Origin of the sequence: Rhodococcus chondri (assembly GCF_036327435.1) — a bacterium.
Lineage (GTDB): Bacteria > Actinomycetota > Actinomycetes > Mycobacteriales > Mycobacteriaceae > Rhodococcus > Rhodococcus chondri.
In genome coordinates, this window is sequence record NZ_JAUZMZ010000117.1 from 1 (window position 1) to 15685 (window position 15685).

The window sequence follows — 15685 nt, forward strand, 5'->3', positions numbered from 1 at the left end:
TCGCGTACCGACAAGTGCGCCAACGCCGCCAGCAACGACACCGAGGAGGTGGCACCGGCCTTGACTGCCTGACTCACCGACGAGGAATCACGCAACGGTCCGTACACCACGTCCAGGGACTTGACCTACCGGAGACCTCACTCATTCCACGGTTGCGACACCCGTTCCGGCAGGAACGCGGTTCAAGATCACTTTTGAAACACGGCCTAGCCGCCCAACCAGGCCGCAGTGGCGGTGAACCAACAGGCAGATTGAGCCCAGGCCATCGCCCCCGGCAACGATCCGTGCTGGTCCAAGCGGTAGCGGGACTCGACTTCGTCCCGACATGGCGATGCGATGACCTACCGCTCACGGTTGACGTCCACCGTGGCGGGAGCGCGTCAGCATGCTGTCTCGATTCCCGCAGTATCACGTGCCGCTGCACCAGGAGGCTTGCCATCGCCCGGGACCGTTCGTGGTAGTCCTCGGGTCCGTGCCCTGCCCGGGGGACCGGTCGTCGGCGCCGACCGATGCCGACTACTCGACTCCGAACAGGGCGGCGGCGTTGTCGTGGCACACCGGGCGCAGCCACCCGGAATCCGGGGCGACCCGCTCGAGGGACTCGAGCTGGTGCACGTAGCCGTACGGAATGTTGGGAAAGTCGCTGCCCAGCAGGATCTTCGAACGCAACTCGTCGAGTTGCGGCACTTCACTCGCAGGGAACGGGGCATCCTCCTCGGCAAAATCGGTGAACGCCATGGTCGTGTCCAGATACACCCGCGGATATCGCTCTGCGAGGTCGAGGAACTCGACGTATTCGGGCATACCCCATGTGCGCGATGATCAGCGGCAGGTCGGGAAAACGTTGCAACAGAGAGGCAATCGGCCGCGGTCCGGTGTAGGCCCCCGGCGCCGGGCCGGAACCGCAGTGAATCACCGTCGGCACGCCCGAGTCGGTGAGCATTTCCCACACCGGGTCGAGCAGCGGGTCGTTCGGCTCGTAGTCGCCGACCTGGATGTGCGCTTTGAACACCCGGACGCCGTCGCCGAGCGCGGCGGCCACGTAGTCCGCGACTCCCGGCTCGGGGTAGAACGTGGCCGTGTGCAGGCAGTCGGGGGTGCGGGCGGCGAACTGTGCGGACCACGCGTTGAGCCACGCCGCCATCTCCGGACGATGCGGATACAGCATCGAGGTGAACCGGGCGACCCCGAACGACCGCAGCGTCGCCACCCGCTCGTCCTCGTCGTGCCGGTAGGTGATCGGCCAGGGACGACCCACCAGGGGCCCGGCCGCGTCGAAGTACTTCCACACCTTGTCCAGCACATTCGCGGACATGAAGTGGTGTGCACATCGATGAGGGAGTCGAGTCCGTGCTCGCGCCGGAATCGACCGATCCGTTCCGCTTCGTGGTCGAGCCGCACGCGGACAGGATGAGTGCGACGGAGACCGCTGCGGCACCGAGCCCGGTGCGGGCCGTAAGTCTGTGTGATCGGGACATGAGTGCAGACACTAGCGGATTATTTAGGGTAGCCAGCCCTAAGGTCGAGGGCCGGTGGTGCGCCGCGCGTGCGGCGACGCACGTCGGCCTCGTTAGACTGCTGCCCATGCGCGTTTACCTGGGTGCCGACCACGCCGGCTTCGAACGTAAGAACCAGATCCTCGAACATCTCACCGCGAAGGGTCACGACGTCGTCGACTGTGGCGCTCACGAATACGACGCCCAGGACGACTACCCGGCATTCTGCATCGAGGCGGCCCGCCGCACGGTCGCCGACGAGGGCAGCCTCGGCATCGTCCTCGGCGGCAGTGGCAACGGTGAGCAGATCGCCGCGAACAAGGTGCCCGGCGCGCGTTGCGCGCTCGCATGGAGTGTCGAGACCGCCAAGCTCGCCCGGGAACACAACAACGCCCAGCTGATCGGCATCGGCGGACGCATGCACAGCCTCGAGGAGGCGCTCGCCATCGTCGACGCGTTCCTCGCGACAGCATGGTCGAACGAGCCGCGGCACCAGCGGCGCATCGACATCCTCGCCGAATACGAGAAGACCGGCGTCGCACCCGCCGTTCCCGGCGCGTAAGTACCGACCCGTCACGAGGGTTCGAGACAGAGGGTACGAACAAGCCGTGCCAGAGGGACACATCCTGCACCGGCTCGCCCGGTTGCACCACGAGCATTACGCGGGTGCGCCGGTGCGGGTGTCCAGCCCGCAGGGGCGTTTCGCCGACGGTGCCGCGCTCGTCGACGGCCGCGTGCTGACGCACGCCGATGCGTGGGGCAAGCACCTGTTCCACCACTACGACAACGGTGCGGTCGTACACGTACATCTCGGGATCTACGGCGAGTTCACCGAGTCCGCGCTGCCGCTCGCTGCGCCGGTCGGGCAGGTCCGGATGCGGATGCGCGGCGTCGGTCACGGCAGTGACCTGCGCGGACCCACCGCATGCGAGGTGATCACCCCCGGCGACGTCGATGCGATCGAAGCGCGGCTCGGCCCCGACCCGCTGCGTCCCGACGCCGATCCGGAGCGCGCGTGGGCACGGATCATCAAGTCCCGCAGCGCCATCGGTGTGCTGCTCATGAATCAGGCGGTCATCGCAGGAATCGGGAACGTCTATCGGGCCGAAGTGCTGTTCCGGCACGGCATTCATCCGGAGCGTCCTGGTAAAAGCCTGTCTCGCAGCCAATTCGACGAGGTCTGGGCCGACCTCGTCGAGCTGATGCGCATCGGGATGGAACGCGGTCGCATGCACGTCGTGCGTCCCGAACACGACCACGGCGCACCGGCATACGCGAAGAACCGTCCACGCACCTACGTGTATCGCCGTGCCGGGGATCCGTGCCGGGTGTGCGCTACCCCGGTGCTCCACAAGGTCATGGGAGCGCGGAACCTGTTCTGGTGTCCGGTCTGTCAACCCGCCTGACGCCCTGTCAGCTCTGCAGCACCAGCCGGATGCCCGCGCGCAGACACTCGTCGAACTCGGCGCGGTCCGGCAGTGCGGCCGCGGTCGCCGTGACGCCGATGCAGCACGTGTCGCGGTACGGCATGAGCGTCGCATGGAACGCGGCGTCCGCCGTCGACCCGAATCCGTAGTAGCGTTCGATCTTCGCACCCCCGACGTACAGCGGTGCCGAGGACCCGGGCACGGTGCAGGCGTAGGCGTCGTCGGGGTAGAGGCTGCCCGATGCTGCCCCGCTGTGCCCGAACCGGTGCATCAGACCCACTGCGTCGTCCGTCCCTTCGGGCAGCTCCATGCGGGTCGCGTCCGTGCCGGGGACGGCGAGCGTGGCCTGCGACGGGGTTCCCCCGATATCGCGGGCTCGCAGGTACTCGGCATATCCGAGCAGGGTCGCCGCGGCGAATCCGCTCTCGACACTGCACCCCACACGCCGGGCGGTCTCGCGCAGCTCGTCGAGCGGTGCGGCGAATGCGTGGAATCTGCTCTTCTGCGCGGCGCCGACGGGACGGGGCGAGGCTGTGGCGGGTGACAGTACGGTCCTGACCAGATCCGTGGCTGTTCCGACGGCGAGCCCGGTGGCGGCACGGATCGATTCGGCACCGTAGTCGGACAGCGCCCGCAACCAGGACCACACCGAACCCTCGGTCCCCGCGCTTGCCCCGTTTCCGGCAGCACCGTGGTTCGCTCCCCGCCCGGCCACGGTGGACGCGTCGCTCGACGGCCGGCGCAGACGTATGAGGAGTGCCGCCTGCCCGCCTGTCAGCCCGTCGACGAGTGTCAGGTCCCATCTCGCGTGGTCGACCTCCGGAGCCGTGTGAGGAGCGCGCGCGAAGTCGAGCACGTCGCCGATCGTCGCGGGGGAGGGTAGCTCGACGCGCTCGAGGTGCCACGAGGGGTCGGTGTACGGGTCGCCGGGCCGGCGCGGCGGTTCGAGACCGAAGGGCATCTCGAGGACGCGATGCCGGAAGGTGGACGCCTCCGGGTTGGCGGGCGCGAGGACCGCCGCGACCCGATCCCAGTCCGGTGTCGCATCGAGAAGCGCGACCGCGACCACCGCCGACCGCGGCGCACCCTCATCGGGCTGCGCCGGGCGGAGGTCTTTCGCATCCGTCACAAAGGTGAACGCTCTCACACCCCGGGACGGCGAGGATGTGGGTTCGGGGCAGGGATGCGGTTTCGAGTCGAAACGGTGATCTCGACGGGCCGGCGTTCCGGCGGCCCACATACGCGAAACACCCGCCACCTCGAGGAGGTGACGGGTGCTCCGGCCACGGAGGGGATGACGGGAATCGAACCCGCGTAGCCAGTTTGGAAGACTGGGGCTCTACCATTGAGCTACATCCCCACAGCAGCGGCTTTCCGGGATCGCCGGGTTTCACCGCGTGCAGGATGAGACTGTACCGACCTCGCTTTGGATTTCATAATCGGGGGGCCGTAGGATTCTCTCCGGCCCCCGAACAGGTGGACGGGAGCCGGTATGACGGGATGTGGCGCAGCTTGGTAGCGCATCCGCTTTGGGAGCGGAGGGTCGCAGGTTCGAATCCTGTCATCCCGACCAGATCGAACGGCGTCAGCGCGCTCAGTAGTGAGAACGAACGACCGACCGACCATGAGCACGACAGAAGGAGCATGTCCGTGAAGAGCACCGTCGAGCAGCTGAGCCCGACGCGAGTCCGTATCAACGTTGAGGTGCCCTTCGAGGAGCTCCAGCCTGATTTCGACCGCGCTTTCCAGTCCCTCGCCGGCCAGGTGCGGATCCCCGGTTTCCGCCCCGGCAAGGCGCCGCGCAAGATCCTCGAAGCTCGCGTCGGTCGCGGTGCGGTGCTCGAGCAGGTCGTCAACGACGCGATCCAGTCGCGCTACAACGAGGCCGTGACCGAGAACGCCGTCAAGGTCATCAGCCAACCCGAGATCGACGTGACCAAGCTCGAGGACGGTGTCGAACTCGTTTTCAACGCCGAGGTCGACGTCCGCCCCGAGGTTGCGCTGCCCGACTACTCGGAGATCGCCGTCACCGTCGATCCCGTCGAGATCACCGACGAGGACATCGAGGAGCAGCTGCTGTCGCTGCGCCAGCGGTTCGGCACCCTCACCGGCGTCGACCGGCCCGTGCAGGACGGCGACTTCGTGTCGATCGACCTCTCGGCGACCGTCGACGGCGAAGAGGTTCCGGAAGCCGCCACCGAAGGCCTGTCGCACGAGGTCGGTTCGGGACAGCTCATCGACGGCCTCGACGAGGCGATCATCGGCCTGTCGGCCGGAGAGTCCAAGGAATTCACCTCGACGCTCGTCGCCGGTGAGTACGCGGGCAAGGAAGCCGTCGTCACCGTCAAGGTGAACACGGTCAAGGAGCGCGAGCTCCCCGAGGCCGACGACGAGTTCGCGCAGCTGGCCAGCGAGTTCGACACCATCGACGAGCTGAAGGCCGACCTTCGTGAGCGCGTCGGCCGGGTCAAGCAGGTCGAGCAGGCCGGCCAGATCCGCGACAAGGTGCTCGAGGTGCTCCTCGACACGGTCGAGATCCCGCTCCCCGAGGCCGTTGTGCAGGCCGAGATCGACAGTGCGCTGCACGACGCGATCCACGAACTCGACCACGACGAGTCGCAGCTCGACAAGCTGCTCGAGGCCCAGGGCACGAGCCGCGAAGAGTTCGACACCGAAGCCCGCGAGTCGGCGGAGCGCTCGGTGAAGACCCAGTTGCTGCTCGATGCGATCGCCGAGGCCGAGAACACCACCGTCGAGCAGGAAGAGCTCACCGAGCGCATCTTCTTCCAGGCCCAGCGGTACGGCATCCCGCCGGAGCAGTTCATCCAGCAGATCAGCCAGGCCAACCAGCTCGGTGCGATCTTCGCCGATGTCCGTCGCGGCAAGTCGCTCGGCATCGTCGTCGACCAGGTCACCGTCACCGACACCACGGGCGCGACCGTCGACACCACCGAGCTGTTCGGCGGCAAGAAGAAGGACGACGCCGCGGACGACGAAGCTGCCTAGACCGCCGAGGAGTCGGCGTCCGAGTAGTCGGATCTTTTCCGCTTTGAGCGAAGAGGGGCGGCACCGGGCATCTGGTGCCGCCCCTCTTCGTTAGTGTCAGTGTCAGCAATCCACGATTGACGAGAAGGCAGGTACCGTGACTCCTCAGAATCCGGCGACATCCATCGGTCCGACGATGACCTCGGCCACCGCTGGGCTGAACCTCAGCGACTCGGTCTACGAACGCCTGCTCCGCGAGCGAATCATCTTCCTCGGTACCCAGGTCGACGACGACATCGCCAACAAGCTCTGCGCCCAGATCCTGCTGCTGTCGGCAGAGGATCCGACGCGAGACATCTCGCTGTACATCAACTCTCCGGGTGGCTCCGTCACCGCAGGCATGGCGATCTACGACACCATGAAGTTCGTCGAATGCGATGTCGCCACGTTCGCGATGGGCCTGGCCGCCTCGATGGGCCAGTTCCTGCTCTCGGCCGGCACCAAGGGTAAGCGCTACGCCCTGCCCCACGCCCGAATCATGATGCACCAGCCCTCGGCCGGTATCGGCGGAACGGCCAGCGACATCGCGATCATGGCGGAGCAGTTCGCGCACACCAAGCGGGAGATGGCGGAGCTCATCGCAGAGCACACCGGACAGACGGTGGAGCAGATCACGAAGGATTCCGACCGCGACCGCTGGTTCACGGCGAAGCAGGCGCTGGAGTACGGGTTCGTCGACCACGTCGTCTCCCGGGCGCAGCAGGCCGGCGGCACCGGCAACTAGTTCTGGGCCCCGATCTGCCCCCACCCCACGAATTCTTGGAGAAGCGATGACCAACATGTTCGATCCGCGCCAGCTCGGCGGCGCCGCTCCTGCTTCGCCCGCGAGCCGCTACATCCTGCCCTCGTTCATCGAGCACTCGAGCTACGGGGTCAAGGAATCCAACCCGTACAACAAGCTGTTCGAAGAGCGCATCATCTTCCTCGGTGTCCAGGTCGACGATGCGTCGGCGAACGACGTCATGGCCCAGTTGCTGGTGCTCGAGTCGCTCGACCCCGACCGCGACATCACCATGTACATCAACTCGCCGGGTGGGTCGTTCACGTCGCTGATGGCGATCTACGACACCATGCAGTACGTGCGCGCCGACATCACCACGGTGTGCCTCGGCCAGGCAGCCTCCGCCGCTGCCGTGCTGCTCGCCGCCGGTACTCCCGGCAAGCGTCTCGCGCTTCCGAACGCCCGCGTGCTCATCCATCAGCCCTCCACCGGCGGGATCCAGGGTCAGGTCTCCGACCTCGAGATCCAGGCCGCGGAAATCGAGCGGATGCGGCGGCTGATGGAAACGACGCTGGCCCGGCACACCGGCAAGGATCCCGAACAGATCCGCAAGGACACCGACCGCGACAAGATCCTGACCGCGGCCGAGGCCGTCGAATACGGTCTGATCGACAACGTGCTCGAATACCGCAAGCTCTCTGCGCAGAAGTGAGCCCGCACCGGCCGGTGCGGACTCACAACAGTGGGTGCCGCACCGGCCGGATCGGCCTGTGATTTCCGCCATACCGCTGCAGTTCACAAATATGGCCGGAAACGTGGAGAACCTGTCGACCCGCGCACCGGACTCCGGGTACGGTCGATCAAAGGGCCCGCTCCCCGGGCCGGCGCAAGTCGACGGTTACGGGATCGGTTGCACGTACACGAGGAAGTAGGGACCTGACAGATGGCACGTATCGGTGACGGTGGAGATCTGCTCAAGTGCTCGTTCTGCGGAAAGAGCCAGAAGCAGGTCAAGAAGCTCATTGCGGGCCCGGGTGTCTACATCTGCGACGAGTGCATCGACCTCTGCAACGAGATCATCGAAGAGGAACTCGCCGAGTCGAGTGAGGTGAAGCTCGACGAGCTTCCCAAGCCCGCCGAGATCCGGGACTTCCTCGACAATTACGTGATCGGCCAGGATTCCGCGAAGCGCACACTCGCGGTGGCCGTCTACAACCACTACAAGCGCATCCAGGCCGGCGACAAGACGCGCGACGCGCGCGGCGAGACCGTCGAGCTGGCCAAGTCCAACATTCTTCTTCTCGGCCCCACCGGCTGCGGCAAGACCTATCTCGCGCAGACCCTCGCCAAGATGCTCAACGTGCCGTTCGCCATCGCCGACGCCACCGCTCTGACCGAGGCCGGGTACGTCGGCGAAGACGTCGAGAACATCCTCCTCAAGCTGATCCAGGCCGCCGACTACGACGTCAAGCGCGCCGAGACCGGCATCATCTACATCGACGAGGTCGACAAGATCGCCCGTAAGAGCGAAAACCCCTCGATCACCCGCGACGTGTCCGGCGAGGGCGTGCAGCAGGCCCTGCTGAAAATCCTCGAGGGCACCCAGGCGTCGGTGCCCCCGCAGGGCGGACGCAAGCACCCGCACCAGGAGTTCATCCAGATCGACACGACGAACGTGCTGTTCATCGTTGCCGGCGCGTTCGCCGGGCTCGAGCGGATCGTCTCCGATCGGGTCGGCAAGCGCGGAATCGGATTCGGCGCCGAGGTGCGCTCGAAGGCCGAGATCGACACCACCGATCACTTCGCCGACGTCATGCCCGAGGACCTCATCAAATTCGGCTTGATTCCCGAGTTCATCGGACGACTGCCCATCGTGGCGTCGGTGACGAACCTCGACAAGGAATCGCTGGTCGAAATCCTCTCCGAACCGAAGAACGCGCTCGTGAAGCAGTACGTGCGCCTGTTCGAGATGGACGGGGTCGAACTCGAATTCACGAAGGACGGCCTCGAGGCGATCGCCGATCAGGCGATCCTGCGCGGCACCGGCGCCCGCGGGCTCCGCGCGATCATGGAGGAGGTCCTCTTGCCGGTGATGTACGACATTCCGAGCCGCGACGACGTCGAGAAGGTCGTGGTCACCGCCGAGACGGTCACCGACAACGTGTTGCCGACCATCGTGCCGCGCAAGCCGGATCGGGAGCGTCGCGACAAGAGCGCCTGATCTCTACACCCGAACGGCCCCGCCATGTGGCGGGGCCGTTCGGGTTGGTGTGGGATTTCGACCACGGTGAGATCAACCGATGGCGATCTCCTGTGCGGTTCCGGCCTATGGATACCGGCCGGAACCGGCCGCCCGCCGTTCGCGGGGTGCGAGCGTGTCCGCGGCGTAACGGGCCGCGCGGTCGAAGGTCTCGGTGACGTCATGGTCGGGGTTCTGCCGCCAGCGACGCACCGAGGAAAGGTATACGGCTCCGATCATCTGCGCGAGGAACGGCAGCGGATAGTCCGTGCGGACTTCGCCGCGTTCGACACCGGGCGCGAGGAGGCGGAGCAGTTCGTTCTCGAATCCCGTCGTGCGTTCCGTGCTGATTTCGATTGTGGCAAGGTCTTTTTCGAGCTCGCCGGTCAGTGCCCGCAGATACCCGGGGATCTTTCGCGTTTCCTGCGCGAAATCGGAGAAGACGCCGACGATGCGCTCTGCTGTGGTGAGCTCCTGCGCGAGGAGATCGTCGATCAGTACGGACAGTGCGTCCATGTGGCTCACGAGTAGAGCGGCAAGCAGGTCGTTCTTGCTCGGGAAGTAGTTGAACACCGTCGCGCGGGACACGCCGGCCAGATCGGCGATGTCCTCGATGGTCGTGCCGACCGCCCCCCGTTCGGCGAACAGGTGCCGGGCCGCGTCCAGCAGTCGTCGGCGGGTCTGCCGCTTGTTCTGCTCGCGGCGACCGAGTTTCGCGGGCTCGCTCATGTTCTCGGGCATCTTTCCCTGTTCGACGCTCACCCGGAGTCTCGGACGAGCTACAGCTTCGCTGTCAGGGTAGAAGGCGCTTGCTGCGTCCGCGACGCCGGAGCGCCGTGTGAGAAAAATACGAGAACGTGTTCCAAAAACTTGGACTGTCGTCTATCTTTTGCCCAGGCGTGAGAATGCGCAGGGAGGCGAGGCACGGCGCCCGCCGGGGTCGGACCGCGGGCGGTCCGACCCCGGCGGGCGTTGCTTCGGCGTCTCCACCGCAGGTCAGGGGCTAGAACTAATTTCAATAATGTCGGCGGAACGTGTTGACTTCCGGGGTGTCCGCCTGCTCTACTCGGTTCCGGATCCAAGGTGTGACGCATATCGCATCGTGGATCGAGAGTGACTTCTGCACCAGGAGATCCGGTCGCTCCCGCGTCCTGGATCGAGGGTGGCGGTCTCGGGATCCGATCCGAGCGGCCCCTCCCGGCGCGGCGCGCATGCCGGGTAGCGGCATCGCGTCGTTCGGGCTCACTTCGTACGAGGAATTGGAGGTACCGGCATGACCGCCGAGAGCGTGGTGCCTGAAGGCGCAGAGCAGGACATCAAGACCACCGACACGGACCTGGCCGAACTGAGCGAGCAGCTCCAGGGATGGCTCGGTGACCGGCTGGGTGCCGACGTGCCGCCGCGTGTCTACAACCTCCGTCGGCCGGAACATTCCGGTATGTCGAGTATCTCGGTCTTGTTCGACCTCGACTGGACGAAGGACGGGCAGGCACGCAGCGCGCAGCTCGTGGCGCGGCTCGCTCCCGAGGAGGAGGCGTTTCCGGTTTTCCCCGGATACGACCTGCAGCGCCAGTTCGACGTCATCACCGTGGTGCACGACCACAGCGACATCCCGGTGCCGAACGTCCGCTGGGTGGAGAACTCCGCCGAGCCACTCGGCCGGCCGTTTCTCGTCATGGACCGCGCCGAAGGCGCCGTGCCCGTGGATAACCCGCCGTACGTCTTCGCCGGCTGGCTGTTCGACGCCGACGACGGCACGAGAAGGGCGGTGCAAACTACGAGTGTCCGGATCCTCGCCGGGATCCACGCCGTTGCCGATCCGGCCACGAAGCTGCCATCGATGGCCGCCGCCGAGGGGCAGTCGAGCCTGCGCCGGCACTTCGAGAACGAGCGCGCCTACTACGAGTGGACTCGCCGTAACGACGGGTTGCGTATCCCCGTGCTGAAGAAGGCATTCGAATGGCTCGAGATGAACTGGCCGGCCGAGCCGTCCCCGGACGTGCTGTGCTGGGGCGACTCTCGGATCGGCAACATCATGTACCGTGGCGCCGACGCCGCCGCGGTCCTCGACTGGGAATCGGCGGCGCTCGCTCCCCGCGAACTGGACCTGGGATGGTTCATCTTCTTCCACCGCATGTTCCAGGACATCGCCGAGCAGTTCTCGTTCCCGGGTCTGCCCGGTTTCCTGCGGCGCTCGGATGTCGTCGCCGAGTACGAGAAATTCTCCGGCGCAACCGTGCGTGATCTCGACTTCTATCTCGTGTATGCCGCGTTGCGCCACGGCATCGTGATGTCGCAGATAGAACGCCGCCGGGTGCATTTCGGAGAGGTGGAAACCCCGGAGAATCCTGACGAGTATGTGCTCCACCGCGACATGCTCGCGCAATTGATCGACGAATCCTACGATTGGGAGAAGTGAAGACATGAAGCCGGCTCTGCTCGATGAATACCCGGTGCATCAGTCACCGCTGTCGATGGGGCGTGTGGCGTCCACGGATCGGAACTTCTACGACCGCAACTACTTCAACGCACACGATCGTACCGGCGAGGTGTATCTGATCTCCGGCTTCGGTGTCTACCCGAATTTGAGCGTCACCGACGCCTTCGTCACTGTGCGGCACGGCGACTCACAGGTGGCGGTGCGGTTTTCGGATGCGCTGGAAGAGCGTTCGATGGAGAGCAAGGTCGGGGGGTACCGTCTCGAGGTGATCGAGCCGCTGCAGAAGATCCGGCTGATCTGCGAACACGAAGACCTCTCGTGCGACATCACGTGGGACGGATCGTTCCCCGCGGTGCTCGAGGAGGCGCACATCCTGATGTCGGGACCGCGTCCCATCCTCGACGCGTCGCGGTTCGCTCAGGTCGGTACCTGGTCCGGCACCGTCTCGGTGCAAGGCAGGGACATCCCCGTCGATCCGGAGACGTGGGTGGGTACGCGTGATCGCTCGTGGGGCATCCGCCCGGTCGGCGAACCGGATCCGCAAGGCCGATGGACGTACGAGAACAGGGGCGGGCACTACTGGACCTACGTTCCGTTGCGATTCGACGACTTCGCACTTGTCGTGATCGTCCAGGAGTCGCAGGACGGTCACCGTACGCTCAACCACGCGACCCGGGTCTTCCCCGACGGCCGTGTCGAGCAGCTCGGCTGGCCGCGGGTCGAGGTCACCTATCGAAGCGGTACGCGGCACCCGAAGTCCGCACGAATTCACTTGACCACGCCGAAGGGCGAGCCCCTCGTCGTGGACGTCGAGAACCTCGGCTTCATCTCGCTCAGCCACGGCGCCGGATACGGTGGCGACCCCGAGTGGACGCACGGTGAATGGCGCGGCGAGAACTGGTCGTCGTCGTCCGTCTTCGACACCACGACCCCGGAGTTTTTGAGCCGCCTGCCGTACTCCACCATCGACCACGTGGCGAAGGCAACCATCGACGGGCAGGTGGGCTGGGGCATGTTCGAGCACGCCGCCATGGGCCGGCACGATCCGTCGGGCTTCGTCGGCTGGGTCGATATGGCTCCCTGACCGGGCGCGCACGGCTGCTCCGACAGCCCGCTCCTGTCAGAGCACCGTTCCGGTGTAGACGTTCATCGAGTCGTCGCGGAGGAATCCGACCAGCGTCAGGCCGGACTCCGCGGCGAGATCGACCGCGAGCGACGAGGGAGCAGAAACCGCTCCCAGTGCCGGGACACCGGCCATGACGGCCTTCTGTACGAGTTCGAACGAGGCCCGGCCGCTGACGATGAGGACGGTGCCGGTGAGCGGGACCCGCTCGTCCGACAGTGCCCAGCCGAGCACCTTGTCGACGGCATTGTGCCTGCCGACATCCTCCCGGAGCTCCAGCAATGTTCCGTCGGTGGTGAACAGCGCCGCGGCGTGCAGGCCTCCGGTACTCTCGAAGACCTTCTGCCGGCGCCGCATCGCGGGCGGCATTGCCGACAGGGCATCGGCGGAGAGCTCGATGCGGCCGTCCAGCGGGAACCGGGTGCTGGTGCGCACCTGGTCGAGCGACTCCTTTCCACACACCCCACATGCCGAACTGGTCAGGAAGTTGCGCGCCCCCGCACCGTCGGGGATCACGACACCGGGCGCGAGCGCGACGTCGAGCACGTTGTAGGTGTTGGCGCCGTCGTCGTCGACGCCGTCGCAGTACCGCACGGTAGTGATCTGCTCGCGGTGGGAGATGATGCCCTCGGCGAGCAGAAATCCGTGCACGAGGTCCACGTCGTGGCCGGGAGTGCGCATTGTGACCGTCAGAGCCCTTCCGCCGAGGCGGATTTCGAGAGGTTCCTCGACTGCGAGAGTGTCCGGCCGGCGATTCCGGTGGGTGGCCGTGATGCGCACGACCGGACGGCGGGCCGTTACGCGCCCCATTGCGCACCTCGTGGACGGGGAGTAGGCACGGAGGATTCGGCGATGTCCTGTGCAGGGCCCTGTCGCATCATTTCTCCATACTGTCGTCCCTCAGGTTTTTCGGCCAACCCGGCCCCGCCGCGGCGTAACCCGAGATTCGCGTCCGCCTCGCACCATGCTTACACCCGGTCCACTCTCAGGCGACGGTGATAAACATCGGTCACCGGTGGCGAGGGGTTCACGCCCCCAGGGTCGCCCACCCCGCGTGGGCGAAACATCTCGCCTACATCGTCGAAGAACACCCCGCCGAGAGCGATGAGTTTGTGAAGGTCACGAGGTCCGTATTTACGCACGTATCAACGAGAGCGCGGGAGGGCCCGGTGAAGCAACTGCTTCGTGTACAGAATTTCGGTGTCTCGAGCGACGGAATCGGCGCCGGCGAGTCCCAGAGTTTCGAGAGTCCGTTCGGTCTCGACCACGGCGAGATGTTCGCGTGGGCGGGCGCCACGGCGAGCTGGCCCAATCGAACCGATCCGGGAGGCAGCCGCGGACTCGACGACTACTTCACCCGGGATTTCGCTCACAACATCGGGGCCGAAATCATGGGCCGCAACAAGTTCGGTCCTCAACGCGGCCCTTGGCAGGACCTCGAATGGCGCGGGTGGTGGGGCGACGAGCCTCCCTTCCACACTCCGGTGTTCGTGATGACCCACCACCCACGGCCCTCGTTCACGCTTTCCGACACCACGTTCCATTTTGTCGACGGCGACCCCGGGGCAATCCTCGAGCAGGCTCGAGCGGCGGCGGGAGGCAAGGACGTCCGCCTCGGCGGTGGCGTGACCGTCATCAAGGAGTTTCTCGAGGCCGACCTGGTCGACACCATGCACGTGGCGGTTTCACCGGTGAAATTCGGATCCGGACTGCGGCTCTGGGAGTCGCCCGACGAACTGCTCGACCGCTTCCACCTCGAGGTCGTGCCCAGCCCGAGCGGTGTAACCCACCATCTGTTCTGGCGGAAGTGACTCGGATCCCGGTGGTGGGTCCCCGGATCGCGGGTGGTGAGCCTCACGCGTCGCGGTCGACTCGTTGTGGCGCCGGTACCGGGTGGCTTCCTGCACCGCGCGGGCCCGTGGGTATGACGACACGCCCGAATGTCGTGCTGAGTACGCCGGCGGCGGAGGTGTACCACGCGCCGAAGGCGGCGAGGAGTCCGAGGTAGCCACCGACCCTCGTCAGGCCGGTCTGCTCCAGGAACGCTCCCAGAGTCAAGAGGATGAAGGCAACGAGGAGCACCGAGAAGGTGAGGAAAAGGGCGTTGCTGACCTGGGAGCTGGCGAACCACATGTAGACGGTGAAGATGGTCCACCCCAGCAGGAAGATTCCCACCCCGACGTGCCTGTCGTCGCCCATGTCTTCCGTGGCGTAGGTGATCAGGTACCAGAAGCTCAGCCAGAAGCCACCATATGAGGAGAAGGCTGTGGCCCCGAAGACGTTCCCTTTGAGGAACTCCCACATACCGGCGGCGAGTTGGGTGAGGCCGCCGTAGAACAGTGCCACTCCGAGGACGGCGGCTTCCGCCTCCACCGATATGAATCCGGCGTTGGCGCTGGACAGGATGAATGTTGTGAGCGCGAAGGCTGCCAGACCCAGGGGTCCGGGGTCGGCGATGTGGGCGCCTCGGTGAACGGGTACAGCGATTTCGTAGGGGTCGTCTTCGGTGTACGACATCCGCTGGCCTCTTTCGGAGGGAAAGCGACCCGGCGCAAGCTCCCGGGCCCCCTTCGGATGGTTTCGAGTACGTCCAGTGTGCCCCCGGACCGCGTGATCCTGCAGCCGTCTCGGTGGTCTGTGTTGCGTGAGATCCGTTCTCGTGGCGGTCGCCCGACCCCGACCCTCGGACGTAATGTGAGGACATTCGCAACAGCGGTGCCCGAAGGGAAGGTCCGTCCCATGTCGATCGATATCCAACAACCGCGTGCGTACGACCTCGTGACCAGCTCCATCCGGGTCGGCGGGATGGCCGGCGGTGCATTCGAGGCCACCTTCAACTATCGGATCCATGAGGGACACGATGAGTTCACCGGGTCGTTCATGGCGGGGGACGGTGCCGGCGGACACGGACAGTTCCAGTTGATCGTCGATGTGTCGGGGGCGGCGTTCCAGCTCGACCGGGTCTTCGTCGAAGTGTTCTGGACCTCGCCCGAGGACGGATCCGAACTCGGCAAGGTCGTCGTGCCGGTGATCCTGGGACCGAAGATCGTCGCCGGTTATCAAAATTGGCTCTACTGCTCTGAATGTGGATGACCAGACGTGTGGTATGCCCGCGTGTCGGTAAGGGTGGGCGCACGGGCCGCTCGTAGGGTCGAAAGCTCCTACACCGTCCACCCACTGGAGCCGACCCGTGC

14 protein-coding genes, 2 tRNA genes and 1 pseudogene are annotated in these 15685 nt (G+C 65.8%); 11 read left to right on the forward strand and 6 right to left on the reverse strand.

Annotated elements, in window-relative coordinates; genetic code table 11:
• Positions 1-516: 516 nt before the first annotated feature.
• Positions 517-1401 (reverse strand): annotated as a pseudogene (locus Q8814_RS18330) (amidohydrolase family protein).
• Positions 1402-1584: 183 nt separating this feature from the next.
• On the opposite strand from Q8814_RS18330, the gene Q8814_RS18335 reads away from it, so the two are divergent.
• Together Q8814_RS18335 and Q8814_RS18340 are read left to right on the forward strand one after the other, a co-directional pair.
• Positions 1585-2058: a ribose-5-phosphate isomerase gene (locus tag Q8814_RS18335; protein ID WP_330153424.1), complete on the forward strand. Its 474-nt coding sequence runs from the start codon at positions 1585-1587 to the stop codon at positions 2056-2058.
• 46 nt (positions 2059-2104) lie between these two features.
• The gene (locus Q8814_RS18340; protein WP_330153425.1) at positions 2105-2902 is read left to right on the forward strand and encodes an Fpg/Nei family DNA glycosylase; all 798 of its coding nucleotides are present in this window, start codon (positions 2105-2107) and stop codon (positions 2900-2902) included.
• A 7-nt stretch (positions 2903-2909) separates the two neighbouring features.
• On the opposite strand, the gene Q8814_RS18345 is transcribed toward Q8814_RS18340, so the two are convergent.
• Complete coding sequence (locus Q8814_RS18345) at positions 2910-4052, reverse strand: wax ester/triacylglycerol synthase domain-containing protein (RefSeq protein WP_330153426.1); 1143 nt, start codon at positions 4050-4052, stop codon at positions 2910-2912.
• 160 nt (positions 4053-4212) lie between these two features.
• A tRNA-Gly gene (locus Q8814_RS18350) sits at positions 4213-4283 on the reverse strand.
• 136 nt (positions 4284-4419) lie between these two features.
• Here Q8814_RS18350 and Q8814_RS18355 point away from each other — a divergent pair.
• The 5 genes from Q8814_RS18355 (at position 4420) to clpX (ending at position 8910) form a co-directional block, all read left to right on the forward strand.
• Positions 4420-4496, forward strand: a tRNA-Pro gene (locus Q8814_RS18355).
• A 77-nt stretch (positions 4497-4573) separates the two neighbouring features.
• Positions 4574-5929, forward strand: a complete 1356-nt coding sequence (tig, locus tag Q8814_RS18360; protein WP_330153427.1) for a trigger factor — start codon at positions 4574-4576, stop codon at positions 5927-5929.
• Between the two features lie 136 nt (positions 5930-6065).
• Entirely contained in the window at positions 6066-6692 is a 627-nt protein-coding gene (locus Q8814_RS18365; protein ID WP_330153428.1) for an ATP-dependent Clp protease proteolytic subunit, read from the forward strand.
• Positions 6693-6738: 46 nt separating this feature from the next.
• The gene (locus Q8814_RS18370; protein ID WP_330153429.1) at positions 6739-7401 is read left to right on the forward strand and encodes an ATP-dependent Clp protease proteolytic subunit; all 663 of its coding nucleotides are present in this window, start codon (positions 6739-6741) and stop codon (positions 7399-7401) included.
• A 231-nt stretch (positions 7402-7632) separates the two neighbouring features.
• A complete protein-coding gene (gene clpX / locus Q8814_RS18375; RefSeq protein WP_330153430.1) occupies positions 7633-8910 on the forward strand; it encodes an ATP-dependent Clp protease ATP-binding subunit ClpX in 1278 nt (425 codons plus the stop codon).
• A gap of 105 nt (positions 8911-9015) precedes the next feature.
• On the opposite strand, the gene Q8814_RS18380 is transcribed toward clpX, so the two are convergent.
• On the reverse strand, positions 9016-9690 hold the full coding sequence (locus Q8814_RS18380; protein WP_330153431.1) for a TetR/AcrR family transcriptional regulator: 675 nt from the start codon (positions 9688-9690) through the stop codon (positions 9016-9018).
• 511 nt (positions 9691-10201) lie between these two features.
• Here Q8814_RS18380 and Q8814_RS18385 point away from each other — a divergent pair.
• Both Q8814_RS18385 and Q8814_RS18390 read left to right on the forward strand, forming a co-directional pair.
• Positions 10202-11347 carry a phosphotransferase family protein gene (locus Q8814_RS18385; RefSeq protein WP_330153432.1) on the forward strand — a complete coding sequence of 382 codons (1146 nt, stop codon included), beginning with the start codon at positions 10202-10204 and terminating at the stop codon, positions 11345-11347.
• 4 nt (positions 11348-11351) lie between these two features.
• On the forward strand, positions 11352-12452 hold the full coding sequence (locus Q8814_RS18390; RefSeq protein ID WP_330153433.1) for a DUF7064 domain-containing protein: 1101 nt from the start codon (positions 11352-11354) through the stop codon (positions 12450-12452).
• A gap of 36 nt (positions 12453-12488) precedes the next feature.
• On the opposite strand, the gene fdhD is transcribed toward Q8814_RS18390, so the two are convergent.
• Positions 12489-13301, reverse strand: a complete 813-nt coding sequence (gene fdhD, locus Q8814_RS18395; protein ID WP_330153434.1) for a formate dehydrogenase accessory sulfurtransferase FdhD — start codon at positions 13299-13301, stop codon at positions 12489-12491.
• 359 nt (positions 13302-13660) lie between these two features.
• On the opposite strand from fdhD, the gene Q8814_RS18400 reads away from it, so the two are divergent.
• Entirely contained in the window at positions 13661-14302 is a 642-nt protein-coding gene (locus Q8814_RS18400; RefSeq protein WP_330153435.1) for a dihydrofolate reductase family protein, read from the forward strand.
• A gap of 43 nt (positions 14303-14345) precedes the next feature.
• Here the strand turns inward: Q8814_RS18400 and Q8814_RS18405 are convergent, their stop codons facing one another.
• Positions 14346-15008, reverse strand: a complete 663-nt coding sequence (locus Q8814_RS18405) for an acetate uptake transporter (RefSeq protein WP_330153436.1) — start codon at positions 15006-15008, stop codon at positions 14346-14348.
• 222 nt (positions 15009-15230) lie between these two features.
• Between Q8814_RS18405 and Q8814_RS18410 the strand changes: the two genes are divergently transcribed.
• Positions 15231-15584, forward strand: coding sequence for a Gmad2 immunoglobulin-like domain-containing protein (locus tag Q8814_RS18410; RefSeq protein ID WP_330153437.1), 354 nt, complete (start codon positions 15231-15233; stop codon positions 15582-15584).
• The last annotated feature ends 101 nt before the right edge of the window (positions 15585-15685 follow it).

Excerpts from the sequence above, each read along its gene's own strand:
- Q8814_RS18335 (WP_330153424.1), top strand. The coding sequence starts at position 1,585 with ATGCGCGTTTACCTGGGTGCCGACCACGCCGGCTTCGAACGTAAGAAC.
- Q8814_RS18370 (WP_330153429.1), top strand. The coding sequence starts at position 6,739 with ATGACCAACATGTTCGATCCGCGCCAGCTCGGCGGCGCCGCTCCTGCT.
- clpX (WP_330153430.1), top strand. The coding sequence starts at position 7,633 with ATGGCACGTATCGGTGACGGTGGAGATCTGCTCAAGTGCTCGTTCTGC.
- Q8814_RS18385 (WP_330153432.1), top strand. The coding sequence starts at position 10,202 with ATGACCGCCGAGAGCGTGGTGCCTGAAGGCGCAGAGCAGGACATCAAG.
- Q8814_RS18390 (WP_330153433.1), top strand. The coding sequence starts at position 11,352 with ATGAAGCCGGCTCTGCTCGATGAATACCCGGTGCATCAGTCACCGCTG.
- fdhD (WP_330153434.1), bottom strand. The coding sequence starts at position 13,301 with ATGGGGCGCGTAACGGCCCGCCGTCCGGTCGTGCGCATCACGGCCACC.
- Q8814_RS18405 (WP_330153436.1), bottom strand. The coding sequence starts at position 15,008 with ATGTCGTACACCGAAGACGACCCCTACGAAATCGCTGTACCCGTTCAC.
- Q8814_RS18410 (WP_330153437.1), top strand. The coding sequence starts at position 15,231 with ATGTCGATCGATATCCAACAACCGCGTGCGTACGACCTCGTGACCAGC.